Source organism: Wolbachia endosymbiont (group A) of Machimus atricapillus (assembly GCF_964027095.1).
Classification (GTDB): Bacteria; Pseudomonadota; Alphaproteobacteria; order Rickettsiales; family Anaplasmataceae; genus Wolbachia.
In genome coordinates this window covers 440,021-466,590 of the sequence record NZ_OZ034727.1, presented here as the reverse complement: position 1 = coordinate 466,590, position 26,570 = coordinate 440,021, and the positions used below count along the sequence as shown (strand labels likewise).

The window sequence follows — 26,570 nt, the reverse complement described above, 5'->3', positions numbered from 1 at the left end:
TTAATCCTCTATTTTCTCTACTTGAGCCAGATCAAGCTCTATTATTGTCGGCTTACCTAAAATTGATACTTCCACATTAATAATTTTTTTCTCATCGTTTACCATATTTACCTTACCAGTAAAATTTTGAAAAAGACCATCATTAATTTTCACTTTTTCACCTTTTTCATAACCATAACCTAACTTCTTTGTCTCTTGAGCATTATAAAGTGCATTACACATTGAGTGAATCTCATCATCCAAAATCACCTTTGGAATATTACCATTTTTCAAAAATCCATAAACCTTAAGAGATTTTGGTATATTATTGATAAAATTCAATACTTCATCGCATAAATTCACGTATAAAAAGACATAACCAGGAAAGCATTTCCTTCGTGTAGCAATTTTCTTAGATTTCAACTCTACTTCACTTAGCTCTTCATATGGAATAAAAACTTCCTTAAAGTAACCATTAACACTCAATCTCATAGAATTTTCCAATATATGTTGGCGCACTTTCTCTTCACAATTGGAAGCAACTCTCAAGATATACCATTTATATCTATTAAATTCTTTACACTTTAAACTTATCTCATCATCTGAAATCATCTCAAAATCACCAGATTCGCCACTGCAGAATCCAGGCGTTTGATTCAAAATATTTTTGCTTTCATCACATAGATGCATATATACATACACTTCACATAACTCTTTTATATTAGACTTTGAATTACATACCGTTTGATAAGGAATAAACACTTCCTTAAAATAAACAGCATTACTTACCAATTCGCGTATATTTTGCTCATATCCATAATCAACTCTAATGATATACCATTTATATTCACATTCCATAAATAATTCCAAATAAAGCCTTAATTACGTAAAGAGACATAAAATCCACAAAACAGAAGAAAATCGAAAAGCATAATATAACAATCATCACAACAAATAGAGATGACAACACCTCCTGTTTCTTTACCCAAGCAATTCTTCGTATTTCTTGCTTTATATCATAGAAAAAAACACACAAACTTTTTAACATTTTCACCACAACATTAATGCAGGAGCGATAGGAATTGAACCTACAACCTCTGGTTTTGGAGACCAGCGCTCTACCAATTGAGCTACACTCCTATAACTCAAACTCTCACTCCAAAATTTCAGAAACAACACCAGAACCAACAGTTCTACCGCCTTCTCTTATCGCAAAACGCAATCCCTTATCCATTGCTATCGGTACTTGCAATTCTACTTCTACACTCACATTATCTCCTGGCATTACCATCTCCTTCCCATCTAGCAATTTTATGCTCCCAGTTACATCCGTTGTCCTTAAATAAAACTGTGGCTGGTAATTCGCAAAAAATGGTGTATGCCTTCCTCCTTCCTCTTTCTTTAATATATAAACCTCCGCCCTAAACTTTCTATGCGGCGTTATCGTCCCCGGTTTTGCTAATACTTGCCCTCTCTCCACTTCTTCTCTTTTTGTTCCTCTTAACAATATTCCTACATTGAGTCCTGCACTCCCCTTATCCAGCAACTTCTTAAACATTTCTACACCTGTGCATATCGTCTTTTGCGTCGCTTTCAGACCTATTATCTCTATCTCTTCTCCCGTCTTTATCTCTCCCTTCTCTATCCTTCCTGTTACCACCGTTCCTCGCCCCGATATCGAAAATACATCCTCGATTGGCAATAAAAATGGTAAATCCACAGGCCTTGGTGGAACCGCCACATACTCATCTAACTTTTCCATCAATTTATCTATTGATTTCTTTCCATATTCGCTACTGTCATCCTCCAGCGCTTTCAATGCAGACCCCACTACCACAGGCACTTCATCCCCTGGAAATCCGTATTTATTCAGCAATTCCCTCACTTCCATTTCTACCAAATCTATCATATCAGCATCAGCAACATCAGCTTTATTTATATACACCACGATATATCCAACACCTACCTGCTTCGCTAGCAATATATGCTCTCTCGTTTGTGGCATTGGCCCATCAACCCCCGACACTACCAATATCGCCGCATCCATCTGTGCTGCACCTACTATCATGTTCTTTACATAGTCAGCATGTCCAGGACAATCAACGTGTGCATAATGCCTTTTTTCCGTCTGATACTCAACATGCGCTGTTGCTATCGTTATCCCCCTTTTCCTTTCTTCTGGCGCCTTATCTATCTGATCGTACGCTACAAAACTTCCATAATGCTTTGTTATCGCCGCTGTTAACGTTGTCTTCCCATGATCCACATGTCCTATTGTTCCCACATTTACATGCGGCTTTCCAAATGCTTCCACTACTGCTGTCATAATTATTACCCTTAATTATACTTTAACTTTAACTCATCAACCACATATTGTGGTACTTGTTCATAATAAGAAAAATGCATACTATACTGAGCTCTTCCCTGAGATATAGAACGCAAAACATTTATATAACCAAACATATTCGCAAGAGGTACGAAAGCAAGAATTATAGTGCTACTATTATGCGTTTCCATACTTGAAACTTGCCCCCTTCTGCTATTTACATCGCCCATGATATCGCCCATATACTCTTCAGGCGTAATGATTTCAACTTTCATTATAGGTTCTAACATTTTTGGACCAGCTTTATTTGCCATCTCTTTAAAAGCACCTTTAGCAGCAAGTTCAAAAGCTAAAGGACTAGAATCAACTTCATGAAAAGCACCATCAATAAGGGTAGCCTTAAAATCAATAACCGGAAAACCAGAGATCATGCCTCCTTCTTTTATCAACTCTAAACCATTTTGTACACCAGGAATATATTCTTTTGGAATTGCACCACCTACAATTTTACTTTCAAATTGAAACCCAGAACCAGGCTCAAGAGGTTCAAATATAATCTTTACTTTTGCAAATTGGCCAGCACCGCCGGACTGTTTTTTATGAGTATAATCAATTTCAACAGATTTAGTGATAGTTTCACGATATGCAACTTGAGGCGCACCGACGTTAGCTTCAACGTTAAACTCGCGCTTCATTCTATCAACAATAATCTCAAGATGCAGCTCACCCATGCCTTTCAATATAGTCTGTCCACTCTCCGCATTTACTGACATTCTTAAAGAAGGATCTTCTGCAACCAATCTATTTAAAGCAACACCTAATTTTTCCTGATCTGAAGTAGTTTTAGGTTCCACAGCAATTTCAATAACAGGCTCAGGAAATTCCATACGCTCTAATAATATAGGAAAATCAGGTGAACATAAAGTGTCACCAGTAATTGTTCTCTTTAATCCAACTAAGGCAACTATATCGCCAACTTTAGCTTCGTTTATATCTTCTCTGTTATTTGCATGCATAAGCAGCATTCTGCCAATTCCTTCAGTCTCATTTTTTCCCGCATTTAACACAGCGGATTTGGATTTTAACTTACCGGAATAAATACGAATAAACGTCAAGCTGCCTACAAACTTATCCGTCATCACTTTAAACGCAAGAGCAACGAATTTCTCTTTTTCTGAAGGTTTGATCTCAATTTTCTTTTCTGAATCTTTAGGATCAGTTCCAACAATTACATCAACATCAATAGGAGAAGGTAAAAAGTCAACCACACCATCTAAAAGTGGTTGTACGCCTTTATTTTTAAAAGCTGATCCACATAATACAGGAACAAATTTTCCTTTGATGGTTCCATTTCTCACGCATTTTTTCAGTAAATCTACTGGCAGATCATTAGACTCAAAGTAAGTATTCATCGCTTCATCATCCATCTCAGCTGCAGCATCTAATAAAAGATTTCGATATTCTTGAGCCTTGTCAAGCAAATCAGAAGGAATATCTTCATAAGAAAATTTAGCACCCAACGTTTCTTCTTGCCATATAATGGCTTTCATAGAAATAAGGTCAATTATACCTTTGAAATCTTTCTCACTTCCTATTGGCAACTGAATGACTAAAGGTGCTGCACCAAGCTTCGTCTTTATCATATCAACACATCGATAAAAATTTGCCCCTATTCTATCCATCTTATTAACAAAGCAGATACGAGGAACGCTATATTTATCAGCTTGACGCCAAACTGTTTCAGATTGAGGTTCCACTCCAGCAACTCCATCAAATACAGCAACTGCACCATCCAAAACCCTTAAAGATCTCTCAACTTCAATAGTGAAATCAACGTGACCTGGAGTGTCTATTATATTGACCCTATGATCATTCCAAAAACATGTTGTTGCAGCAGATGTGATTGTAATACCACGCTCTTTTTCCTGCTCCATCCAATCCATAGAAGCTGCCCCATCGTGCACTTCACCAATTCTATTTTGCTTACCAGTATAAAATAAAATACGCTCTGTTGTGGTAGTCTTACCAGCATCTATGTGAGCCATTATTCCTATATTTCTGTATTTAGATATCCCAATTTCCATATCACAATTAATTAGCTAACATTAAAAACGAAGATGAGAAAATGCCTTATTAGCCTCAGCCATTTTATATTTTTCTTCGCACATCTTAAACGCACCACCGCGTTTATTATAAGCATCCAGTATTTCAGATTGCAAACAATCAACAGTGGTTTTTCCACTCTTTTTTCGAGCAGCAGAAGTTGCTTTAGCAATCCACCTTAACGCTAAAGAAATCGCTCTATCTTGTCGAACTTCAACAGGCACTTGATAAGTTGCACCACCAATGCGTCGAGAACGCACTTCTATAGAAGGAGTAACATTTCCTACCGCTGTTTCAAAAATTGATAACCCACCTTCGCCTATTTTCTTTTCAGCTAAAGACAAAGCGTCATAGATAATCTTTTCTGCAGTAGATTTTTTACCACATTTCATGATTGTATTAATGAAACGCATCAGCAAAACACTGCCATAACGCGAATCAGGACTTATTTCTCTTTTTTTTGCTTTATTCCGACGAGCCATAAATTTTAACCAGATTTCTTTACACCATATTTTGAACGAGCTTTCTTTCGATTTTGCACGCCACGCAGATCAAGGGCACCTCTTATTATGTGATAACGCACACCTGGCAAATCTTTAACCCGCCCACCACGTATCAAAACAACAGAATGCTCTTGTAAATTATGACCTTCACCAGGTATATAAGCTGTCACTTCACCATACCCACTAATTTTTACTCTGGCTACTTTACGGAGTGCTGAGTTAGGCTTCCTAGGAGTTGTAGTATACACCTTAGTGCAAACACCCCTCCTTTGAGGGTTGCTTTCTCCCAAAGCTGGTACCTTTTTCTTATGGGTCAATCCTAATCTACCCTTACGTATTAATTGATTTATCGTAGGCATATGTTATAAATTCAAGCTCATTAAAATAACTAAGTTTTTAGTTATAAAATAATAAACCTCAATAGTCAATATAAAAATAAACATTACTACTCTAATAATTAAGCTCAACTGCTTTGAAAGCCATCAGTAGACTTCTTGCACTACCTCCCAAGCCACAACTGTCATTCAGTAGAAACAAAAAACTTCCTTGACAAACTCCGCCAGCCCCCTTATTATGATAGTAAGGGTATTCATGACTCAAAACTTGTTTTTGACCTGCAGGCTCAATGACAAAATTCAGTAAAAAACTTAGGGTATTTTTTGGCGGATTACATAAAATTATAGCGGCTGCATGTCTTTTAAATTTTTTCTACATTCAGCCAAATCGCGCTTATTTTAAGCGTTAGCACATTATTACAGCGCCAGTTTAAATTATTATAGGGTCAAAACTCGCACCACGGGAGTTCTTTGCCTTTTTTTTCTGCCTGGTAAATTTCTTAAATATTTATAACTAAACGACAACCGTCATCCCTGTAAAGGTCAAGTATCCCGCTACGTGTTAGCGGGATCTATGCTAAGAGATACCGCGAATGAATCGCGGTATGACGGTTCGTGGCGGTATGAAGGTTCGCGGTGGCATGACGATAACCTCGTCATCCCGCTGCTTGTTAGCGGGATCTATGCTAAGAGATACCGCGGCGGTATGACGTAGGGGTTGCCAAGAACTTGTCATTCCAGTGCTTGACACTGGAATAGGTGTGTGTATTTGTGAAAAAAAATCTCCATGAAATTTGTGAAGCAATGTGGTGGGACTAGTGCGATTCGAACGCACGACCTTCGGATTAGGAGTCCAACGCTCTATCCTGCTGAGCTATAGTCCCGTGTTTCCTACCATTTATGTAAAGTTATAGCAAAAAATCCTTCTCTTTTCTAGATTTCTTGCATAACCAATTTATGACGACAAGAAATATTTCTGTACTTCTTGAGTATAATGCTATTATATTTAATAACATGGTTTAAGTAAGATTAATGCTAGTTAACAACATTGGTTATTTCTATAACAATCAAGACGACTTTGCTTTAAGCAATATAAACATTAAAGTAAAAAAAGGAAGTGTTGCATGTTTATTGGGGCATTCTGGCTGTGGCAAGTCAACAATTTTGAAATTAATTGCAGGGATAGAAAATCCAAAATCTGGAACTATTTTTATAAATGATAGGTTAGTTGCAAGCAATAAGGCATCAGTCGCTATAGAGCATAGAAATATCGGATTGATTTTTCAGCATTCTGCATTATTTCCTCACAAAACAGTAGTAGAAAATATAACCTTTGCTATCCGCAGCTCTTCCAAGAGAGAAAAGCACCTAATTGCATTGGAAATCTTGAAGTTACTCAATATAGAAAAATATGAAAATATGTACCCTAACGCCTTATCTGGAGGACAGCAACAATTAGTTGCAATAGCAAGAGTGATGGCACAAAACCCTGATGTTGTGTTGTTAGATGAACCATTTTCTAATTTGGATATACTGCTCAAGTGCCGAATAAGACAACATATATTGTCCCTTTTTAGAAGTAAAAATATCCCTGTGCTAATGGTAACTCATGACCCGCAAGAAGCATTGAAAGTTGCAGATTTTATCTACGTAATGAAAAATGGTAAAATTATTCAATCAGGAGTTTCTAGCGATATATACCATAGGCCTAAAGATGATACGCTAGCAAAGTTTTTTAGTGAGCTCTCCTCTACTCTATAGTTAAGCGAAAAGTTTCCACTTATTCGCTGCAAGAAAACAATCTAATTTGGAATTGTTATAAAATAATTAAAAAACCTTGATTTATAATTAAATAAAGGTGATATAATCTATGTGTTACTTGACTTCAGTCAAGTTTTAATATTTAAAGGTCAATATTTTAAATGGAGGTGAAAATGAGTTTAGGACCATGGCAATTGTTTCTAGTCTTAATAATAATTTTAGTTCTGTTTGGTGCAGGCAGATTACCGCAAGTTATGGGTGATTTAGGAAAAGGCATCAAAAACCTTAAACAGGAGCTTAAGGACTCAGAAAAATTATCGTCTAATGAACCAGATCGTTAGCGTCCTCATACTTCGTGACACGCACTAAGGTGCGTGTTACTCACTTAAAGCATCAATTATTTTTCAATCTTTCCGCTTAAGCTGTTGCGTCTGCTTCACCTTCCTCTGAATTCATAATTTTTCTAATATTGTTAAAATGCTTTATAGAAATTTTCGCGGTCACTTTATATAGCATACAAACAAGTCTTGTAGTGAAAATTTAAAAATACAATCATTATTATTAATAAATTTTTATACATACTATACTGATAATGTAAGAGTAAATTTATTTAAATAGTGAGGTACGAAAATGAGTAAAAATAACAATCAACAATACAAAAACTATTCTGAAGATTATAATGGTAAAATAGGTATTAACACTAATGGACAAAAGTTTCAATTAATCAAAAATAACTCAAATCCTGTATACAATTATGAAGTTCGTGATATGGATGGGAATCATATATATAACATTAGAGAACAATGTATACCAAAATTCTTTAATAAGATATATAAGCCTTCAGAGTCAAAGATCTTTGACAAAGCACCAGAAACTATAGAGGAAGTATTACCAAAAGTATTTTCATTCCAAGATGAAGGTATAAAATATAATATAAGGTATGATGACATGTCATCACAAGAGAAGTTCCAAATTCAAAAGGACATTCATGCTGCTTATGAAAATTTTAAAAAATTGTTTGATGTAAACAAACCTGAAACAACTTTAAATTTAGAAGTTAATGTTTTTAACAACAAGAATGATTACCAGAAATATAATGAATTAGCTGGCATTGACGCAGATAATGCTTATGGTGCAACTGATGGTAAAGCGATAGTAGTATACAAATTTGCCGGTATGGACTTTGTTTTAGGTCATGAGCTGGGCCATGTGTTCCAAAATGAGCTATTAACAAGTATGAAGAATTCATTAGACCCTGAATTAGTTGGAAATTTAATTGGGAGTCAAGTAGAAAAAGAAAACAAAAAAGATATAGATAGTGGAGAGATAAAAGAATATCAAACTGAAGAATATGAAAATCCAGCTCATAACAAGGCATTAGAGCTTAGAGAAAGCAATGAAGATGATAAAAAAACAAATATAGTGGAGGAAGAGGAAACAGAAGGAGATACACTATATAATAACAAAGAACTCTATAGAGAAAAAAGAGAAGTGCAAAAAGAAACCGCTAAGCTAGATGATAACACAGAAGAAAGTCAATCTACACAAACGAGTGAACCTGGTGTATTTTCATCTATTGCATCTATTTTTAGAAGTTTTATATCATGGATATGGGGCACAGAAGAAGAAAGTGAATCTATCGAATTATCACAGAGTTCATTGTATTCTGATCCATTAAGTGACGAAAGTCATTATTCACAGTCAGATACTAATGATATACTATAACTTTTTTTTATAGGTAGTTTAACCCTTGCGTGTAACCCAAAAAACACGCAAGGGAAAACTGTATTGCATTGATGCTGTAACAAACAACTTCATTTGCACCAACTGCAAGTATAATGACAAAATTACGATTGTACTTTAACTCTAACAATTAACAATAATAAATGTATATTGAAATACAGCAATAATTACGTTAGTTTAAAAGGAATAGTTTGATTAAAGGATAATTGTGCAAAAAAGTGAGAAACTAACTAAAGATAAAAAACTAGCTTCTGATATTCTAAAAGAGGTTGCAGATACCAATAACAATGATAGCGATAAAGTAACTTTGTTCGATATTAAAACAGCTTTGCATGAGCGCGGTTTTGGTATTTTAATAATCATCTTCTCCTTGCCACTATCGGTGCCTATACCGGTTCCACCTGGTTATACAACTATTCTTTCTATACCTTTAATCTTATTCTCACTGCAGCTTCTATTTGGATTTGATTCTCCTTGGATGCCCAGTTGGCTAGAAAGAAGATCTTTTCAACGTTCAACACTAGCTCTTGTGGTGGAGAAAACTTCTCCAGCATTAAGAAAAATAGAAAAATTCATGAAGCCAAGAATGTCTTTTATTTTCTATGGGCCTGGCGAAAAAATTTTAGCTTTTGTAATGTTGCTTTGTGCATTATCAATAGCTCTTCCATTACCTCTTACCAACTTTATTCCTGCAATTGGTACGACTCTTATTTCACTTGGTATTATGAGTAAAGATGGGTTTCTATCCATATTGGGAGTTTTAATATCATTGTGCGGACTATTGCTTACTCTTGTTGTAGTAGTCAAAGGGCCACAACTTATCATTGGGGCATTTTCTTTTCTCAAAAGCTTCGTATATGGTTAGGCTTTACAACACCTTAACAAAAAAAAAGGAACTTTTTACACCAATCGATAAAGATCATGTGAAAATGTATGTTTGCGGACCAACAGTATATGACACAGCACATATAGGCAATGCACGGTCTGTTGTTGTGTATGATGTGTTATTTCAGCTACTTAAGTTTTGTTATGGCAAAGTTACCTATGTGCGTAACATAACCGACATTGATGATAAGATAATCAATGCAGCAAGTGAGAAAAATAGCAACATAGAAAGTATAACCACATATTACATTAAAGCTTTTCATGATGATATGGAAAGCATAAATTGTAAAGAGCCAACACACGAACCAAAAGCAACGGAAAACGTAGATTATATTATAGAATTAATTGAACATTTACTGCAATCAGGCCACGCTTACGAGTCTGACAAACACGTGTATTTTAATATAGAATCTTACCATGAATATGGTGCTTTATCAGGAAAAAAAACTGATGAATTGGTTCCAGGTAGCAGAGTTGAAGTTAATGAAAATAAAAAGCACCCTGGAGATTTTGTACTGTGGAAGCCTGCAAGTGATATTGACTACAAACTTTCAAGTTATTGGAATAGCCCATGGGGAGAGGGCAGGCCTGGATGGCATATAGAATGCTCAGCAATGTCATATGCTTATCTTGGCAAAGATTTTGATATTCATGGTGGCGGCATAGATTTACAATTTCCTCACCATGAAAATGAAATTGCACAGAGTAAGTCTGCATTTGCTGGATCAATGTTTGCAAAATACTGGATACATAACGGCTTTCTTACAGTAAGTGAAGAAAAAATGAGCAAGTCCTTATTTAATATAGTCAAAGTAAGAGATTTGCTAGATAGTGGAATAAAGGGTGAAGTAATACGCTATGCACTGCTCAAAACTCACTACAGAAAACCACTTGATTGGACAGAAAACGTTATTTCTGATGCACAGGAAACCTTAAATAAATTTTATCGGTTATTACGTGGCTTAGATACAACGAATATTGATGAAAGTAACGCAGAGATTTCTAAAGATTTTATAGACGCTTTAAAAAACGACTTAAACATTCCTGAAGCTCTAGCTATACTGCATGAAATGGCTGCAAAAATTAACAAAATGAGTAATGAAAGTGAAAAGCTTAAATTAACTGAGAGTTTTGTTAAGAGTGCCAGATTTATTGGTCTTCTTGAGTCAAGTTATCAAGAGTGGTTTGCTGTGGATGTAAATCATCAAGAAATAGAAAGGTTGATAGACTTAAGAAAAATTGCAAAAAAAAATAAAAATTACGATACTGCAGACAAAATAAGGGATCAGTTGAAACAAATGGGGGTTACAATTTCTGACAATGAAGATGGTACAACAACTTGGTAAACTTATATGGAAGATTACTTTCTGCTGTTTAAAGATAGCCTATTATCATCGTTAATCTTGCCTATACACCAAGGCTTTATGTTTGAAGCTATGCTGTACTTTAGATCACATCACAATCTACTACTTATGTTATTTTTTGGAGTACTAGGATCAAGCCTTGGTGGAATAGTTAACTGGTATTTAGGTAGAATAACAATCTTAATGCGAGAATCATACCACAAATTAGAAAACGAATATACAATGCCAAAAGTTACAAAAAATTTGCTAATTTTTGCAACTTTATTACTTTCATGGGTGCCAGCACTTGGAAGTGTGATTCAAATTTTATCAGGTTATTTCAAGTTAAACCTTTATATCCTTGCCCCTTTAATCATTCTATCTAATTTCTTCTATTTGTTATATCTAATACTTACTTTTGGAGTATAACAGCTATAGTACTACAGCTATTAAAGCCCACTTCTGTCATCCTATGCCCTGATAGAAGCGGAGCTATAAATTAAATGCAAAATTTCTAGTAGTCATAGGATGCACCATGAGCTAAAAGCAATTCCACAAGCTCTTGGTGGTCATCAGCGGCATAACCTAATACTTTCATTCCCCAATTATTTCTAGCATTAACATTTGCATTGTGTTTTAGTAATACCATAGCTATATCAACTTTTCCCATCAGAACAGCATGATGTAGTGGTGTTTTGCCATCTTTATCCTTAGCGTTGACATTGGCACCTTTTTCGATAATGTACTTCACCACCTCCAAGTTTTTTCCTATAATAGCATAGTGTAACACTGTTGCTCCCTCATCATTTTCAGCATTAATATCTGCATTGTGTTCTAGTAGCACTTTAGCTATATTAACTTTTCTCTGATAGCAGCAAGATGTAATGGAGTATTGCCAGCTTTGTTCTTGATGTTAGCGTTAGCACCTTTGTCCGCAAGATATTCCACTACCTCCAACTTTCCACAAAAAGCTGCCATATATAATGGAGTATTACCAATACTATTCCTAGCGTTAATGTCAGCACCTTTGTTAACGAAGTACTTAACTATATCCAAGTTACCATTCTCAGCAGCAACGTGTAATAGAGTCATACCATCTTTATCCTCAGCACTTAAATAAGCTCCTCTTTTAACGAGATATTCCACTACTTCCAAGTTTCCACCTTTAGCAGCCATATGTAATGAAGTCCCACTGTAAAATATTCCTTTAGCCTCAGCATTAATATCTGCACCTCTTACAACAAGATATTCCACTATCTCCAAATTTCCATACAAAGCAGCCATATGTAATGGCGTACTACCACATCCATCTTTAACGTTCACATCAATACCTTTCTCAATGAAGTACTTTACTGCTTCTAAGTTTTCATACTCAGCAGCCACGTGTAATGGAATTAAACCGTCTTTATCTTTAGCGTTGATATCTGCGTTTTTTTCAACAAGATATTCTATTACATTCAAGTTTCCACCATAAACAGCTGAATGTAATGGGGTAATATTATACTTATTCTTAGCATTAAGAACACAACTAAATCTATCTGAATGTTTTTCTTTTATATGCGTTAGTATTCCTTGAATTGCTTCACAGTCACTATTTTCAGCTAGTAAATGTAATATAGTACTTTTGTGCTCACAATAAATAGAACTAAAATAAAAATCATCAATCAACCTACTGTGCTTACTTGCATGTCCCCAAATAGATGCAACATGAATAAAATTATCTATTACTAAATCACTGCCGTTTATCAATTCCAGAACTTTTCTTAAGGTATCTTCTCCTAAGAAACTCACTCAACTAACTCTTCCTGTTGAACTAATATGTAGCCAAATTCGCTCGCTTTTTTGATCAAATTTTTTACAGTTCTATCTTTATAGCGTGTTTCATAGTATTCCATTCCTTTTTCTACATATTCCTGTCCGTATTTGAGCATACTATAAAATATGCATGCCATTTTTCTTGCAGTAGCTGTTATTGCTTTTGGTGCTCCTAGTCGTTTTTTCAATCTTCTGTAGTATGCACCCAACGCACTTTTACTATTTCCTACAGAATGAGCAGCTATTCGCAAAGCATTCGCAGCACGGTTAATGACTTTACGTGTTCTTGTGTTAAACACTTTTTCCCCTGTAACTTTATTAGCAGGACTGAGTCCCAACCACGACGAAAAGTGCTTTTCTGTTGGCCATTTACTATGGTTTATACCAACTTCTGAAATTATGGTTTGTATACTTAATACATCAAATCCAGGAATTTTAGTGAAATCCATACCAGTTATTCGGTGCAGTTCCTCATACAAAGCAAAGCTTGGCTTACTTTTGCTATTTTTATTCTTTTGCTTACTTAGCTGTTTGCTTTCACAAGACTTTGTTTCAAACGTTTTATAATAGGCTTCAATATTTCTATCACATTCTGCTATTTTTTCTTGATAAATATTATATAATTCAAATTCTTGCTTTAGCGTGAATAAGTGTTCCTCTCTATAGTCACCAGCTAACGCTTTTGCAATAGTAGACTGATCATTTTTCATTCGCACGTCCCTGAATTCTGCTAATTTTTCAGAATCTCTTTCGCCTTCAATTATAGCTTCAATGATTTTCATACCAGTTATCCCAGTAATATGACTAATAACCTTGTGTAATTGTATATTCATTTGAATTAATGCCTTCTGCATACGCAGAATATGTGTAGATGCACTTTCAGTGAGATTTTTGCGTTGCCGCACGTAACTGCGCAATACACACATCTGATTATCTGGCCTAAACGATCCATGAAGCAGTCCGTAGCTATGCAGTTGTTGGAGCCATTGGCAATCTTGAACGTCAGACTTCCTACCAGGTACATTCTTTACATGCCGTGCATTTTACCTCGAATTTGTATGACTCAAGTATTTGAAATAAAGGAATCCAGTATACTCCTGTTGATTCCATAGCTACTGTTGTAACTTTACACTTTTTCAACCACTGTGCTAAGTTATGAAGGTCTTCAGTAAAGCAGCCAAATTTCTGAACGCGTTGTTCATCTCTTCCTTCAGGTACACACACATAGTGTACAGCTGAACCAATGTCTATTCCTGCTGCATTAGGATTCACTATTTCTAATTTACTTTTTGCTTTTTTCATGGTAACTCCTACATATAATTTGTAATAGGGAAACGCTTCAGCTTGGAACGGTTGATAGTACAATCTCCTAACCGAGGTAGTCTAAATGACTCCATCAATGATTTGACCGTTCCTTCCAAAACCATGCTTGCATACGGGCACTTAGGCACCATTGAAAATGTCGGTCATAACTGCAGAGGCGCTCCCTGTACAACTATACTTGAAAACTACTAAAAACTTAAATTTGTGTGTTTCTTTCTGATTTGACAGATTTCGTCTGTTCGATGCTTGCATCTTTTGCTTTTATGTACTAGCCTTTACTTGGAGCAGGGTAGACCACTTCCTTACCTCACTTCTTTTTTATAGCTGATCTACCTGCTCAAACATGGAAACCATTTTACCTTTATATAGTAACTTAAGAAGCACGCTAAGAAAGTGGCTATATTGGTAGGAGGAAATCTCCTTTTTGGCTCCTCTATGCTGCAACGATTTTTACTAATATCCCCGGACGGTGGCACATCGGCAAAGGGTTGGATTGGGTATGAAGGTCAGTTCCTCTATCAAATCTTCTTGGCTCTTGTTTTGCATACAATGGCTGACCAAACCGTTTCATTAAAGTCCGCTGGCGCAAAGTAAGTAGTAAATGTGCTTGCTGTTCCTAGTGGAAAACAATGTCCTGTATCTTTTTCTATAAACCTTCTCACAATTCCTTCAGGATCGGTTGCTTGTCCTCTGTACTCCTCAAATGTTATTCCACAGAACGTAAATCCTGATCGTTCGGTAGAAGTCATAGTCCTATCCCCCTTGATTGAGTTTTACTTCTATAACTCCCCCGCAAGAACCTTACTATTACCCATAAATCTAAAAATGGAGAAAAAGCTGCTATTTTACTAATTCAACTTTCTATTATAAATAGATCTATGGTCTAAAAATGGAATATATGATGAAAAGAACTATAAATACCTCAACTGGCGAATGGGCAGAAAGTGAATTTGGAATTGTTAATTTTGGTGATATAAGATTAAGTAAAAGGTTTCTAAAAATAGTTAATAGTTTTGCTGAATCGCCTGAGCGTTCAATAAATCAAGCTTGTGAAGATTGGCATCAAAGTAAAGCAGCTTATAGATTTTTCCAAAACGATGCCATTTCTGAAAGAAAGATATTAGACAGTCATATAATTAAAACTGTTGAAAGAGCTAAAGAATACTCAACTATCTTAGCTATCCAGGACACGAGTTATATTTCATATAAAAATCATAAAAAGACCGAAGGATTAGGGATTATAGCAGCAAGATTAACATCTAAAACAACTAATTTTAAAACCCATGATGCATACAACGTTTGCAGTTACAACAGAAGATAGGATTATTGGATCAAAAAATTAGTACTAGACCTTCCTTAGCTGAAGACCTAAAGGAGTTGAAAAGAAGAAGCCATAATACTGCTCTTCCCATAGAAGAGAAAGAAAGCATACGGTGCACTTAAAGACTCTACTAAACATCCTGGATTAAAGGATGTTAAGGTAGTTACCGTTTGTGATAGAGAAGCAGATATTTATGATTTATTTGAAGTTGCTTCCACTAATCAATCTCTTTTTGTAGTAAGAGGAAATCAAAACAGAACAGTAAACAAGAAGTCGACTTATTCTGAAAAAGGTGGTGAAAGATTGTGGGATTTGATGAATCGCATGTCTTGTCAAGGAGAAATTCAAGTCTGCTCGCGATAACAAACCTCAAAGAACAACAGTTTTAGAAGTAAAGTTTAGTAACTTTGTGATGAATGCATCAAAAAACAACGCTAGACGTAAAACCCAAAAACTTCCTAATTTAAATTTAAATGCTGTCTATGTTATAGAAAAATATCCCCCATTTGGCGAAGAGCCCATGAACTGGATTTTGTTAACAAATATAAATATTAATAATTTTGAAGAAGCAGTAGAAAAAATACAATGGTATTGCTTAAGATGGAGAATAGAGGTTTTTCATAAAATTTTGAAATCCGGTCTTAAAGTTGAAGAATGTAGGCTCCAAACAGCAGATAGATTGATCCGCTTTCTTACAATTATGAGTATAATTGCATGGAGAATATTTTTTATCACATTGGTAGCTAGCGAATCTTTCTTGCACTGTCATACTGACTGATGACGAATGGAAGGTTTTATATACCAAAATGCTTAAGACAAAAAACTATCCTGCACCTATAAGAGAAATTGTGAGGTGGGTGGCCAAGTTAGGAGGGTTTTTAGCTCGCAAAAATGACTTAGCTATAGCTTTGTGGAAGGGATGGAAACGTCTCTTTGATTTAACAGAAGGATGGAGACTTGCTCATGAATTCTATACTTGTGGGTAATAGTAAGCGCAAGAACCGTGCATGCAGCTTTCCCGCACACGGCTCCACAATATTAGCGTTCACGACATACCTCCTGTGTATACAAGGAAAAACATATTTTTGGTTTTGGTGGTGGATTGACTTGTGTATAATGAATAAATTGCTCCCAATTCATGCTCTTTTTCTGGCTACGTCGGTTTATCCACTTAAACGTTAGTTTCTTTACTGCCCAATTAAACTTATTGAGCCATCGATAATTTCCGCTAATCCCGAAGTAGTTATAGTGTCCTCTTAGTTTGGCTTTGAGTATTTGCCACCAGTCTTTGAGACGAATAAGATGTATGGTTCCAGAGTGTGATGGTGTGGATCTATTATAAATAATTCAGGAGACTTTGTCAACTGAGAACATATAAATTCAAAAGGCGTAAGACCCCTAAGAGCTTTGAGTCTCTTTGCATAATTGTAGGCCATAACAAAGTCATAAAGATGCTCCTTAAGTTGCTGATGCGAACGATAGTAATATTTCTTAACTGTAGCATTCTTTAAAGTTTTATTCATACGTTCAACTTGTCCATTTGTCCAAGAATGGCTAACTTTTGTCAGACGATGTTCAATGTTATTTCTTCACAAACTCTATCAAATATGTGTTGGAAGGCGTATTTATGGCGCTTCTGATTTGTAAATTGTATGCCATTATCTGTCAAAATAGTGTGGATTTTATACGGTAAAATTCTAATCAGATTACCTAAAAACTCAGCAGCTATGGGTTTTGTAGCACTTTTGTGCAACTCAACGTAGGTGAATTTGATCTATTGCAACAAACAAATACAGCTTTCCTTCTTCTGTTCTAACTTCCGCGATATCAATATGGAAATAGCCTATAGGATATTGTTTGAATTTCTTTCTTGATTTAACTTCACCATCGACATCTGGTAGTCTGCTAATGTTGTGCCTTTGTAAACAACGATGTAAGCTGGAGCGACTCAAATGTGGGATTGAGGTTTGCAAAGCGTAGAGACAGTCATCTAATGGCAATAGAGTATGCTTACGAAATGCAACAATTATAGCCTCCTCTTCTAAAGTTAAAACAGTTGATCTTGGATGCTTTGGACCCATACCAGCATCTTTGGTAAATGAGCGTTTTCTCCACTTAATAATAGTTTTTGGTTTAAGGTTATAACACTTGGAGAGTTTTGCTATGCTCTCTTTACTATTTTGTATTGCTCTACGAATTGTCTCTGTTGTTCTGGCGCACCCATGTAATACTTGTCCCATAATTCCTCCCTTTGATGATATTTTTTTCTCACATTTTATCATACCATCACACTCTGGAACTGTACAACTACTCTCGTAATGTCATTGTCTCTACGTGATATAGCATCTGTAAGTATTGTATGATTTTCTTCCCGACCATCTGAATGTTTTGTGGTCATTTCTTCATTCAGAACTTCCTTTAATAGCTTTTGTTTTTTGGCTTCTTCCAAAAGATCTTTTACAGCTTGATTATTCTTATGACTTATAGCATAATGTAGTAGTGACAACGTCTTGTATCTTGTCAAAAGCATCTAATGTTTTAAGCTTAAGCATTAGGTGGAGAAGGGAGGAACTCTGTGCTTCTTCTTAGATATAAAATCTGTAGAGGAGATAAGAATTCCCTTCTCAAAAGTATAGGCTGGACGGTATCGTAGAAAGACCTGAATGGTTCTAATTCTGTATTCACAAGGTTAGCCTTACTTTTCATTTTTAATGGTAACGTATGGGGTTATATATGATCAACAACTTTTTGGGCATAGATATATCAAAAGATCGCTTTGATGTTTTTCTCTCATTTATAAGCAAAAAAGGAAAGCGTGAAACTAGAAAAAGAAGCTTTAAGAACGATGGTTTCAAAGTCTACTGAATTTTCTACACAAACATAATGTAGAAAAAGTAAAAACCTGCATGGAATCTACTGGTTGTTATAGCGAAGCACTGGCTGAATTTCTACACAATGCTGGACATTTTGTAAGTGTTGTAAATCCTTATTGCATAAAATCTTATGCAAGGAGTAAGCTGATACGACAAAAGAATGATCAGACCGATGCAGAAGTTATTGCTGATTATTGCCAAAGACAGGAACCTTCTAGTTGGACACCACCTTCTCCTGAAATGAAAAAATTAAAACATCTTTATCGTTGCTCAGTTGCGTTAAAAGATGAGTTAACATTAGTAAATAACCACTTAGAAAAAAAAGAGAGACTGCCTAAAGAAGTTGCAAATGCTTGGGAAGACCTTGCAATGAATATAGCTCAAAAAATAGAAACAATAAAAAACTCCGTACGTGAACTATTAAATCAACACAAAGAATTGTTGGAAAATTTTCAACTTCTATTGACTATTCCAGGCATAGGAGAAGAATCAGCAATAGCTATTTTAGCTGAAGTTTCTGATATAGAGGTTTTTAGAGATGCCAGGCAATTGGCAGCATATACAGGAGTTATACCACGAAATATGACGTCAGGTTCCTCTGTATATGCCAAACCCAGATTAAGTAAATCCGGTTCACAAACATTACGTAAGGCACTTTTCTTTCCTGCCATAGTAGCTAAGAATCACAATCCTATCATTATGAGCTTTTGCCAAAGATTAAAGGAAAAGGGTAAGCATAATATGGCCATCGTTGGTGCTGCAATGCGTAAGCTACTCCATATCATTTTCGGTATTCTGACATCCAAAAGTGCTTTTGATCCTAACCATATCAAAAACTACAGGGCTAGGAGGTTGACTGAAGGTTTAGTACTTTAAAATCAAAAATGCTTCCTATCTATCTTATGTAAAGTGGTATCTTACACAAATTTATTGAATGTTGTTGGTTAGTGGATATGTTGATAAGTAAACTTCATCTGTTTTGTGCGTATAAAACTAATTTACTTATCAACATATCCACTAACTATAATCTGTGTACTGTTACACAATTGGAAGTATTTTTTGATTTTATGATGCAACTTGGGAAATTTTTATAATTTTTTTGTTGACTAACAAGACGGTATCTCCTGTCATCCCAGTGCTTGACACTGGGATCCAGGAATTTTAATTGTAAGTAATGCATTGGGTTTGGTGAGTATGGGTTTTGCGTTATAAAATGAAGCACTTTTGGTGAATTTGTAAAGAAAACTGGATCCCAGTGTCTGGGCACTGGGATGACATCCTCCTAGTAGAGATCGCTTTTGTAATTGCAACATTCGTGCAATCTTTAGCTATAAATATTTAAGAAATTTACCAAACGAAAAAAAAGGCAAAAGAAGCCCCATGGTGGTTGGCTATTCACTATGTACTAAAATATCGGCGTTTTTTTTATTCTAAAACGCTTGATTAAGAGCGATTTAGCTGCTTTTAACTTGCAACTAACCTACACCGCAAGTGTTTAAGAAATTTACCAAGCAGGAAAAAAGGCAAAGAAACCCCAGGGTAGCTAGTATTCAAATTCTCCCTTGTCTATTTGACGTTTTTTGCTGTCTTAAACGCTTTATAAGCGCGTTTCGGCTTGTATAGGTAGAAACCTAAAGTTTTATAAAGACATGAGGTGCACATAGTGCAAAAAATTAAGCATGATTTACGCCAAATACATTAAGTTTTTTTGTCATTAATCCACTGTAGAGATTGCGAAGATAAATAAATAGCTTCAGTGTTATGATAAGGGGGCTGGCGGAGTTTGTCAAGTAAGTTTTTCGTTTCTATGTTGTCAGCTACTTGCATGACACCTCTGGGCACTGCCGTCATAAAGGAACCAGTGTTAGCTACTTGGATGACAACCATTGTATTTGAGGCAAAATTGACTATCACTTCTTTTTATAGAGCTTGCTCCAAATTCTATTGTTAGTTAATACAAAAAACACTGTTAAAATTATAAAATACGCCACTACTTTTAATCCAAGTTTATGCCGGCGCTCTAATTCTGGCTCTGCTGCCCATTGTAAAAAATTTATCACATCATACGCCATATTTTCAACTGTGGCTTGTCTTGCACCATCATATTCCACCATTCCTTCAGAAAGTGGTGGCGCCATAGCTAACCTGCCTGTTGAAAAGTAAGGGTTGAAGTATAAATCATTTTCATCGTGCTCGCCGTTTTGATAGCCTGTTAACAGTGAATAGACATAATTTGCACCATCATGCCTTGCTTTAATAATTAACGATAAGTCTGGTGGAACTGCACCATTATTGCTTGCTGCAGCTGCTTCTTTTGTATCAAAAGGTGCAATAAAATAATCCGAAGGTACTCCAGGTCTATCGAACATTTCACCCAAATCGTTCGGACCATCTTTAACTTGATAAGAAGCTGCAATCTGTTTTATATCTTCTTCAGAAAAACCAACATCTTGCAAATTACGAAATGCTATCCTATTCATTGAATGACAAGCAGCACAGACTTCTTTATACACTTTATAGCCTCGTTGAATTGACTCTCTATCGAAAGATCCGGTAATTCCATCAAATTTCCAGTCCATTTTTTTATTTGGTGATGGCTTGAATTCTTCTGCATACACAAAATTAGCAAAAAACAATATGCAAAGTATAGCTAACATACTTCTCATCAGCATTACTTCATCTCCGGCACAGAATCACTTAAGGTTTTTGGTGGTTCTTTTGGCTTTTCATATTTACTAAGCAGTGGTAAAATTATTACAAAATATGCAAAATAATAAAGAGTGGATAGCCTACTCATAGTGATGTAAGGCTCTTTCACCTCTTGTCCTCCAAGCCAGGCAAGAAGTGCAAAATTTATTGCGAAAACCCAAAAAAATTTTTTGAACACTGGGCGATAAGCACCACTTTTAACTTTTGATTTATCAAGCCAAGGTAACAAAAACCAAACTAAAATAGACGCAAACATGGTAAGCACACCAGTAAGTTTATCTGGAATTGAACGTAGCATTGCATAAAAAGGTAAAAAGTACCACTCTGGCACTATATGTACCGGAGTGACCATAGAATCAGCTTCTATATAATTGTCTGGATGTCCAAGATAATTAGGAGCATAGAAAACAAATGCAAACAAAACTACAAAAAACAGACCAAAAGTTATGCAATCCTTGACTATATAATAAGGATAGAGAGGAATGGTATCCTTATCTGATTTTACCTCCACTCCACTTGGGTTACCAGAGCCAAACCTATGCAGAGCTATCACATGAAGCATAGCTAAAGCAATAATAATGAAAGGCAGAAGATAATGCAGAGCAAAAAAACGGTTAAGTGTTGGATTATCAACGGAAAAACCACCCCATAACCATATAACTATTTTATTGCCAATTAAAGGTATAGCTGAAAATAAGTTGGTTATGACTGTTGCACCCCAGAAACTCATTTGTCCCCAAGGCAATATATATCCCATAAAGGCAGTTGCCATCATTGCAAAAAATATAAATATACCAACAAACCACACCATCTCTCGTGGCCTCTTGTAAGATCCGTAATATAATCCACGCATTATATGAACATAGACTACCATAAAGAAGAGCGATGCTCCAACAGCGTGAGTGTAGCGTATTAACCACCCGTAATTCACATCTCGCATTATGCGCTCTACACTATTAAACGCATAATCAACATGCGGAGTGTAGTGCATAGCAAGAAATATACCTGTTATTATTTGTAAAATTAGCGCTATACCAGCCAAAGAGCCAAAGTTCCAAGCATAATTTAAGTTTTTTGGCACTTGGTAAGAAGCAGTGTGTTTCAAAAAAGAAAATATAGGCAATCTATATTCTATCCACCCTAATATGCCTTTTTCTTCTTCTATCGTTGTTTTTTTTTTCTGCATAACTTAAAGCTTTCTCTACCTTTAACTCGTTTTATTGTAGCAACTTATCCTTTACACACAAATAAAAAGTTTAAAGCGATATTAATTACTACCTCTTCAGCAACCTATCACGTGCCGCATTTAATTTCTGTGCAAAATACTCTGAGCCTCCTTTATCTGGATGAACTAATTTCATTAAATTTTGATATGCTTTATTAATTTCATTTTGACTTGCCTCAGGATTCAGCCCCAGTATCTTTAATGCCTCATCTTTGGACATGTTATCACCAGTGTAATTTTCAGTATAACTTCTACTGCTATTAAATTCGTTCAAAAACTTACTCAATATAGAGTTCATCATGAAACTTATGTTATTTTTTTGTCAGGAAAAGAAAAAATACAACAACGCTAGGCAAAACAAATGTAACTACTATGAATACTAAAAAAAGAAAAAAGATGAATGACATGTATATTTTTTTATCATTTTATGATTAAATAGTAACAATTATAATTGTCATGGTAAATAACATGTTCATCCAGATTGAAGAAACACCAAATCCAAACACACTGAAATTTCTCCCTGGATTTGCAATTCTAAACGAAGGAGAAACGGCTGATTTTTCAAATGCAGATGAAATAAAAAACTCCAAGCTAGCAGCAAATCTTTTTCAAATAGAACATGTGGTAAGAGTGTTTTTTGGTCATGATTTTATTTCAGTAACAAAATTGGGTGGAATTAATTGGGATACATTAAAAGTAGAAATTTTAACTACAATCATGGATCACTTTACTTCAGGTGGAAGAGCACTAGATAAAGAAGGAGTAAATGATAATAATATACCGGATGAAGAATTTTTTGATAAAAATGATATAGAAATTGTAAATAGAATAAAAGAATTGATGGAAAGTTATATCAAACCTGCAGTTGCTCAAGATGGTGGCGATATCAAATTTCGTGGCTATAAAGATGGGATAGTCTATGTTGAGTTACAAGGAGCTTGCTCTGGATGCCCAAGTGCTGCAATTACTTTAAAGCAAGGAGTGCAGAATATGCTGAGCTACCACATACCAGAGGTTGCAGGTATAGAGACCACACTATGACTAATCAAACGGTTAGAGGAACAAAAGATCTCCTGTTTGATGAATGGTACAAGTTTAAACACATAGAGCAAACAACAAGCAGAATCTCAAGTCTATATGGCTTTTTGCCTGCTCAAACTCCGATATTTGAATATACGGAAGTTTTCACAAAGACTTTAGGTGATAGCTCAGACATCATCACTAAAGAGATGTACACCTTTAATGATAAAGGGAGAAAGAGCATAACTTTACGTCCTGAGTTCACTGCAGCGGTTGTTAGGCTATTAATTGAAAAAAAACTGCAAACGCCGATAAAATTATTTTCAACAGGGCCTGCATTTCGTTACGAAAGACCGCAAAAGGGAAGACAGAGGCAATTTCATCAGATAAATTTTGAGGTTTTTGGTGTAGAAGATTCAAAAGCCGATGTTGAATTGATATCACTCGCTCAGCACTTACTAACTGAATTTAGCATCAATAAAAATGTAAAGCTGGAAATCAACTCTTTAGGTGATAGTGAAACAATAACTAAGTATAGAGAAGCTTTGATCTTATACTTTACAAAGTATCAAAACGATCTATCAGAAGATAGCAAAAATAGGTTGATCAAAAATCCACTCAGAATACTGGATTCTAAGGATGAGAAAGATAGATTAATAATTTCTGATGCGCCTAAAATCAGTGATCACTATACAAAAGAATCTTCATATTTCTTTGACCAGGTGTTAAATGGACTGCAAGCTCTTGGCATACCTTACACTGTAAATAGCAAATTAGTTCGAGGTCTAGACTATTATTGTCACACAGTATTTGAATTTGTCACAGAAGATTTAGGTGCACAAGGGGCAGTTTTTGCCGGTGGAAGATACGATAATTTAGTATCTTCAGTAGGTGGAAAACACACTCCAGCGATAGGATTTGCAGGAGGTATTGAACGCATAATGGAGTTAATCAATTATTCTCCGAAAGAAGAGCGACCTATTTACCTAATTCCGATCGGCAGAGAGGCTGATGAACATGCTCTAACACTTGCGAATGAATTGCGCAGAAATGGTTTATATGTAGTCTACGAATATAGCGGAGCACTTAAAAACCGAATGAAAAAAGCAAATCAAGCAAATGCTAAAGCTGCTTTAATCTTTGGCGATGAAGAATTGAGTAGTAAAACTTTAAAGATCAAAAACATGGATACAGGTGAAGAAAAAATAATTGCTCGCGATAACACAATAGAAAACATCAATTAAGAGCAATGCAAATGTTTTTCTTAGTCAGCTATAGAAGAAAATTCGTCTGCACAAGAATTTTTCATAGCATTCAATGTATCATAATCTGTAAAATCTAATTTTACTGGTGTGATAGTAATAAATCCTTCTTTTATTTTATTTACACTACCACTGCCTGAGTGCTCTCGAGACCAATTTAAGCTAAAAAAGCCATTCGAATTTTCAGTAAAAGTTAAATCCCCATCAATGTTATATTCACCTTGTTCAGCAAATTCTACTCCTTTTACTTTTTCCGTAGCAGGAAAATTTACACTCATCACTATGTTTTTAGGCCAACCAACCTTAACTAGCTTGGCAATAACCTTTGGTGCAAAAACCTTTGTATTGTGCCAGTCTATTTTATCATGATAAACTTGGCTCAGCGCAATAGAAGGTATAGACCTTGCAGCACCTTCCATTACAGCACCAATTGTTCCTGAATAACAAATATCGTCCCCGACATTTGATCCAATATTTACTCCGGACAATATTAAGTCTGGTTTTTTATTCATAACTTTATTTAGCGCAATAATGACACAATCTGCAGGAGTACCAGACACACTAAATTCCCTTTCACTATGTTGGTTTATTCCAATAGATTGTTTCACTGGATAATCAAGAGATCTTGCAGCCCCGCTTCTATCAGTATCTGGTGCCACTATCCATATTTCTGACGCAAAATTCCGTGCAATCTCTTTGAGTAATTTTATTCCTTCACTTCCAAAGCCATCATCGTTTGTTATCAATATTATCATATACAATACTCAGCTATACAGTTCCAAATTATGTAAATCACTGGCTGTAAATAAACTCATGAGGCTTTAAGTTTCTTTGCAAACTATGAACTGTAACAAAGAACCTGCTGTAAATCAATAGATTTCTTGCACAGGCTATAACTGTCATTACAATAGAAACAAAAAAACCTACTTGACAAACTCCGCCAGCCCCCTTATCATGGTACTGAAGGTATTCAGTTATCTTCATCTGTGCAGATTAAACAGCAAGAAAACAACGTAGTTGGCGTCTTATTTTTAATTTTTTGCACTATGTGCACCTTATGTCTTCACAATATTTCTAGGTTTTTACCTATATAAGCTGAAACGCGCTTATAAGTCGTTTAAGACAGTATAGTACGCCAATTTGCAGGATTAGAGAGTGAACACTAATTACCACGGGGTTTCTTTTGCCTTTTTTTCTGCTTAGTAAATTTCTTAAACATTTATGACTAAAGGTTAGTTGCATTAAAAAGCAGCTGAGTCGCGGTTATTAAACGTTTAAAACATAAAAAAACGCCAATACTGAAAATAGACAATGACTAGGGCTTCTTTTGCCTTTTTTTTTGTTTGGTAAATTTCTTAAATATTTATGGCTAAACGACAACCGTCATCCCGCTACGTGTTAGCGGGATCTCTTGTTAGCGGCTGAGATACCGCGAATGAATCGCGGTATGACGGTTAAGTAGGGTGTCATTCCAGTCTGGGATCCAGTCTTTATTATGCAGCCACTTGGTTAAAATTAAGTTTTCTGGATCCCAGTGTCTGGGCACTGGGATGACAAGAAAGAGGCTACTCGGATGACACCCTGACACCCGTCATCCCGCCACGTGTTAGCGGGATCTATGCTAAGAGATACCGCGAATGAATCGCGGTATGACGGTCTGCGGCGATATGACGGTTCGCGGTGGCATGACGATAACTTCGTCATCCCGCTACGTGTTAGCGGGATCTATGCTAAGAGATACCGCGAATGAATCGCGGTATGACGGTCTGCGGCGATATGACGGTTCGCGGTGGCATGACGATAACTTCGTCATCCCGCCACGTGTTAGCGGGATCTAGAGATACCGCGGCGGTATGACGGTGTAGATAGTAATTCGTCATCCCGCTGCTTGTTAGCGGGATCTCTTGTTAGCGGCTGAGATACCGCGAATGAATCGCGGTATGACATGTTGCTTGGATCAGCTATAGTATTTCTTAAAATTAATAATAAATTTCTTGGCTAGCAAGAAGCTGTAAATTTTTTTGCGAGACCTAAGCCGCTTTTG

General features: G+C 35.8%; 23 protein-coding genes, 2 tRNA genes and 5 pseudogenes. 11 read left to right on the top strand and 19 right to left on the bottom strand.

The features are described from left to right. The 7 genes from nusG to rpsL all read right to left on the bottom strand — a co-directional run bounded on the left by nusG (position 1) and on the right by rpsL (position 5,270). Positions 1-837, bottom strand: a complete 837-nt coding sequence (nusG, locus tag AAGD68_RS02330; protein WP_265045396.1) for a transcription termination/antitermination protein NusG — start codon at positions 835-837, stop codon at positions 1-3. After that, entirely contained in the window at positions 827-1,036 is a 210-nt protein-coding gene (gene secE, locus AAGD68_RS02325) for a preprotein translocase subunit SecE (RefSeq protein WP_064125120.1), read from the bottom strand. The genes nusG and secE overlap by 11 nt, the downstream gene beginning before the upstream one ends. Positions 1,037-1,046: 10 nt before the next feature. Further along, a tRNA-Trp gene (locus AAGD68_RS02320) sits at positions 1,047-1,119 on the bottom strand. A gap of 13 nt (positions 1,120-1,132) precedes the next feature. Next, positions 1,133-2,305, bottom strand: a complete 1,173-nt coding sequence (gene tuf, locus AAGD68_RS02315; protein ID WP_182158996.1) for an elongation factor Tu — start codon at positions 2,303-2,305, stop codon at positions 1,133-1,135. Positions 2,306-2,316: 11 nt separating this feature from the next. Continuing rightward, the gene (fusA, locus tag AAGD68_RS02310) at positions 2,317-4,389 is read right to left on the bottom strand and encodes an elongation factor G (protein WP_253307295.1); all 2,073 of its coding nucleotides are present in this window, start codon (positions 4,387-4,389) and stop codon (positions 2,317-2,319) included. A gap of 21 nt (positions 4,390-4,410) precedes the next feature. Next, the gene (gene rpsG / locus AAGD68_RS02305) at positions 4,411-4,890 is read right to left on the bottom strand and encodes a 30S ribosomal protein S7 (RefSeq protein ID WP_253307294.1); all 480 of its coding nucleotides are present in this window, start codon (positions 4,888-4,890) and stop codon (positions 4,411-4,413) included. A gap of 5 nt (positions 4,891-4,895) precedes the next feature. Continuing rightward, the gene (rpsL, locus tag AAGD68_RS02300; RefSeq protein ID WP_006279787.1) at positions 4,896-5,270 is read right to left on the bottom strand and encodes a 30S ribosomal protein S12; all 375 of its coding nucleotides are present in this window, start codon (positions 5,268-5,270) and stop codon (positions 4,896-4,898) included. 550 nt (positions 5,271-5,820) lie between these two features. Here rpsL and AAGD68_RS02295 point away from each other — a divergent pair. After that, on the top strand, positions 5,821-5,961 hold the full coding sequence (locus AAGD68_RS02295) for a hypothetical protein (protein WP_341814332.1): 141 nt from the start codon (positions 5,821-5,823) through the stop codon (positions 5,959-5,961). A 92-nt stretch (positions 5,962-6,053) separates the two neighbouring features. Here the strand turns inward: AAGD68_RS02295 and AAGD68_RS02290 are convergent. Continuing rightward, positions 6,054-6,130 (bottom strand) — tRNA-Arg (locus tag AAGD68_RS02290). Positions 6,131-6,278: 148 nt separating this feature from the next. Between AAGD68_RS02290 and AAGD68_RS02285 the strand changes: the two genes are divergently transcribed. The 6 genes from AAGD68_RS02285 (at position 6,279) to AAGD68_RS02260 (ending at position 11,407) form a co-directional block, all read left to right on the top strand. After that, positions 6,279-7,007 (top strand): ABC transporter ATP-binding protein, encoded by a 729-nt coding sequence (locus tag AAGD68_RS02285; protein WP_253309408.1) that lies wholly within the window; start codon positions 6,279-6,281, stop codon positions 7,005-7,007. 173 nt (positions 7,008-7,180) lie between these two features. After that, complete coding sequence (locus tag AAGD68_RS02280; protein WP_006013840.1) at positions 7,181-7,348, top strand: twin-arginine translocase TatA/TatE family subunit; 168 nt, start codon at positions 7,181-7,183, stop codon at positions 7,346-7,348. Between the two features lie 289 nt (positions 7,349-7,637). Then, positions 7,638-8,732 carry a hypothetical protein gene (locus tag AAGD68_RS02275; RefSeq protein WP_253309409.1) on the top strand — a complete coding sequence of 365 codons (1,095 nt, stop codon included), beginning with the start codon at positions 7,638-7,640 and terminating at the stop codon, positions 8,730-8,732. A gap of 226 nt (positions 8,733-8,958) precedes the next feature. After that, a complete protein-coding gene (locus AAGD68_RS02270) occupies positions 8,959-9,615 on the top strand; it encodes an exopolysaccharide biosynthesis protein (RefSeq protein ID WP_253309410.1) in 657 nt (218 codons plus the stop codon). Further along, on the top strand, positions 9,608-10,981 hold the full coding sequence (cysS, locus tag AAGD68_RS02265) for a cysteine--tRNA ligase (RefSeq protein ID WP_253309411.1): 1,374 nt from the start codon (positions 9,608-9,610) through the stop codon (positions 10,979-10,981). Before AAGD68_RS02270 ends, cysS begins: the two co-directional genes overlap by 8 nt. A 6-nt stretch (positions 10,982-10,987) precedes the next feature. Continuing rightward, the gene (locus AAGD68_RS02260) at positions 10,988-11,407 is read left to right on the top strand and encodes a DedA family protein (RefSeq protein WP_253309412.1); all 420 of its coding nucleotides are present in this window, start codon (positions 10,988-10,990) and stop codon (positions 11,405-11,407) included. Between the two features lie 85 nt (positions 11,408-11,492). Here the strand turns inward: AAGD68_RS02260 and AAGD68_RS02255 are convergent, their stop codons facing one another. The 4 genes and pseudogenes from AAGD68_RS02255 to AAGD68_RS02240 all read right to left on the bottom strand — a co-directional run. Next, positions 11,493-11,822, bottom strand: a complete 330-nt coding sequence (locus AAGD68_RS02255) for an ankyrin repeat domain-containing protein (protein WP_341814331.1) — start codon at positions 11,820-11,822, stop codon at positions 11,493-11,495. Between the two features lie 5 nt (positions 11,823-11,827). Further along, positions 11,828-12,769, bottom strand: coding sequence for an ankyrin repeat domain-containing protein (locus tag AAGD68_RS02250; RefSeq protein ID WP_341814330.1), 942 nt, complete (start codon positions 12,767-12,769; stop codon positions 11,828-11,830). Continuing rightward, positions 12,766-14,095 (bottom strand): annotated as a pseudogene (locus AAGD68_RS02245) (IS110 family transposase). Before AAGD68_RS02245 ends, AAGD68_RS02250 begins: the two are co-directional and overlap by 4 nt. Before the next feature lie 454 nt (positions 14,096-14,549). Further along, a pseudogene (locus tag AAGD68_RS02240) lies at positions 14,550-14,850 on the bottom strand (major capsid protein); the annotation flags it as partial. Between the two features lie 164 nt (positions 14,851-15,014). On the opposite strand from AAGD68_RS02240, the pseudogene AAGD68_RS02235 reads away from it, so the two are divergent. Next, positions 15,015-16,423: pseudogene (locus AAGD68_RS02235) on the top strand (IS4 family transposase). 270 nt (positions 16,424-16,693) lie between these two features. On the opposite strand, the pseudogene AAGD68_RS02230 reads toward AAGD68_RS02235, so the two are convergent. Beyond that, positions 16,694-17,677, bottom strand: a pseudogene (locus AAGD68_RS02230) (IS481 family transposase). A 38-nt stretch (positions 17,678-17,715) separates the two neighbouring features. Beyond that, entirely contained in the window at positions 17,716-17,967 is a 252-nt protein-coding gene (locus AAGD68_RS02225; protein ID WP_341814329.1) for a hypothetical protein, read from the bottom strand. 203 nt (positions 17,968-18,170) lie between these two features. Here AAGD68_RS02225 and AAGD68_RS02220 point away from each other — a divergent pair. Further along, positions 18,171-19,186 (top strand): annotated as a pseudogene (locus AAGD68_RS02220) (IS110 family transposase). Between the two features lie 251 nt (positions 19,187-19,437). On the opposite strand, the gene AAGD68_RS02215 reads toward AAGD68_RS02220, so the two are convergent. The 4 genes from AAGD68_RS02215 to AAGD68_RS02200 all read right to left on the bottom strand — a co-directional run bounded on the left by AAGD68_RS02215 (position 19,438) and on the right by AAGD68_RS02200 (position 22,545). Further along, positions 19,438-19,623 (bottom strand): hypothetical protein, encoded by a 186-nt coding sequence (locus AAGD68_RS02215; protein ID WP_265017479.1) that lies wholly within the window; start codon positions 19,621-19,623, stop codon positions 19,438-19,440. Positions 19,624-20,220: 597 nt separating this feature from the next. Then, on the bottom strand, positions 20,221-20,982 hold the full coding sequence (locus AAGD68_RS02210; protein WP_406833358.1) for a cytochrome c1: 762 nt from the start codon (positions 20,980-20,982) through the stop codon (positions 20,221-20,223). Beyond that, the gene (locus AAGD68_RS02205) at positions 20,982-22,205 is read right to left on the bottom strand and encodes a cytochrome b/b6 (protein WP_341814328.1); all 1,224 of its coding nucleotides are present in this window, start codon (positions 22,203-22,205) and stop codon (positions 20,982-20,984) included. Before AAGD68_RS02205 ends, AAGD68_RS02210 begins: the two co-directional genes overlap by 1 nt. A gap of 88 nt (positions 22,206-22,293) precedes the next feature. Continuing rightward, positions 22,294-22,545, bottom strand: coding sequence for a DnaJ domain-containing protein (locus AAGD68_RS02200; RefSeq protein ID WP_264329184.1), 252 nt, complete (start codon positions 22,543-22,545; stop codon positions 22,294-22,296). Between the two features lie 167 nt (positions 22,546-22,712). Between AAGD68_RS02200 and AAGD68_RS02195 the strand changes: the two genes are divergently transcribed. Then, a complete protein-coding gene (locus AAGD68_RS02195; RefSeq protein WP_253309984.1) occupies positions 22,713-23,285 on the top strand; it encodes a NifU family protein in 573 nt (190 codons plus the stop codon). Further along, positions 23,282-24,508: a histidine--tRNA ligase gene (gene hisS / locus AAGD68_RS02190; protein ID WP_341814327.1), complete on the top strand. Its 1,227-nt coding sequence runs from the start codon at positions 23,282-23,284 to the stop codon at positions 24,506-24,508. The genes AAGD68_RS02195 and hisS overlap by 4 nt, the downstream gene beginning before the upstream one ends. A 20-nt stretch (positions 24,509-24,528) precedes the next feature. Here hisS and surE read toward each other — a convergent pair whose 3' ends face one another. After that, the gene (gene surE, locus AAGD68_RS02185) at positions 24,529-25,281 is read right to left on the bottom strand and encodes a 5'/3'-nucleotidase SurE (protein ID WP_253309702.1); all 753 of its coding nucleotides are present in this window, start codon (positions 25,279-25,281) and stop codon (positions 24,529-24,531) included. Positions 25,282-26,570 lie beyond the last annotated feature (1,289 nt).

Bases quoted from the DNA above. Each gene is read 5' to 3' on its own strand.
- AAGD68_RS02205 (WP_341814328.1), bottom strand. From the start codon at position 22,205: ATGCAGAAAAAAAAAACAACGATAGAAGAAGAAAAAGGCATATTAGGG.
- nusG (WP_265045396.1), bottom strand. From the start codon at position 837: ATGGAATGTGAATATAAATGGTATATCATTAGAGTTGATTATGGATAT.
- surE (WP_253309702.1), bottom strand. From the start codon at position 25,281: ATGATAATATTGATAACAAACGATGATGGCTTTGGAAGTGAAGGAATA.
- AAGD68_RS02285 (WP_253309408.1), top strand. From the start codon at position 6,279: ATGCTAGTTAACAACATTGGTTATTTCTATAACAATCAAGACGACTTT.
- rpsG (WP_253307294.1), bottom strand. From the start codon at position 4,890: ATGGCTCGTCGGAATAAAGCAAAAAAAAGAGAAATAAGTCCTGATTCG.
- AAGD68_RS02260 (WP_253309412.1), top strand. From the start codon at position 10,988: ATGGAAGATTACTTTCTGCTGTTTAAAGATAGCCTATTATCATCGTTA.
- fusA (WP_253307295.1), bottom strand. From the start codon at position 4,389: ATGGAAATTGGGATATCTAAATACAGAAATATAGGAATAATGGCTCAC.
- AAGD68_RS02295 (WP_341814332.1), top strand. From the start codon at position 5,821: ATGCTAAGAGATACCGCGAATGAATCGCGGTATGACGGTTCGTGGCGG.
- AAGD68_RS02275 (WP_253309409.1), top strand. From the start codon at position 7,638: ATGAGTAAAAATAACAATCAACAATACAAAAACTATTCTGAAGATTAT.
- AAGD68_RS02215 (WP_265017479.1), bottom strand. From the start codon at position 19,623: ATGTTGCAATTACAAAAGCGATCTCTACTAGGAGGATGTCATCCCAGT.
- tuf (WP_182158996.1), bottom strand. From the start codon at position 2,305: ATGACAGCAGTAGTGGAAGCATTTGGAAAGCCGCATGTAAATGTGGGA.
- cysS (WP_253309411.1), top strand. From the start codon at position 9,608: ATGGTTAGGCTTTACAACACCTTAACAAAAAAAAAGGAACTTTTTACA.
- AAGD68_RS02225 (WP_341814329.1), bottom strand. From the start codon at position 17,967: ATGCTTTTGACAAGATACAAGACGTTGTCACTACTACATTATGCTATA.
- rpsL (WP_006279787.1), bottom strand. From the start codon at position 5,270: ATGCCTACGATAAATCAATTAATACGTAAGGGTAGATTAGGATTGACC.
- AAGD68_RS02280 (WP_006013840.1), top strand. From the start codon at position 7,181: ATGAGTTTAGGACCATGGCAATTGTTTCTAGTCTTAATAATAATTTTA.
- AAGD68_RS02200 (WP_264329184.1), bottom strand. From the start codon at position 22,545: ATGATGAACTCTATATTGAGTAAGTTTTTGAACGAATTTAATAGCAGT.
- hisS (WP_341814327.1), top strand. From the start codon at position 23,282: ATGACTAATCAAACGGTTAGAGGAACAAAAGATCTCCTGTTTGATGAA.
- AAGD68_RS02210 (WP_406833358.1), bottom strand. From the start codon at position 20,982: ATGCTGATGAGAAGTATGTTAGCTATACTTTGCATATTGTTTTTTGCT.
- AAGD68_RS02195 (WP_253309984.1), top strand. From the start codon at position 22,713: ATGTTCATCCAGATTGAAGAAACACCAAATCCAAACACACTGAAATTT.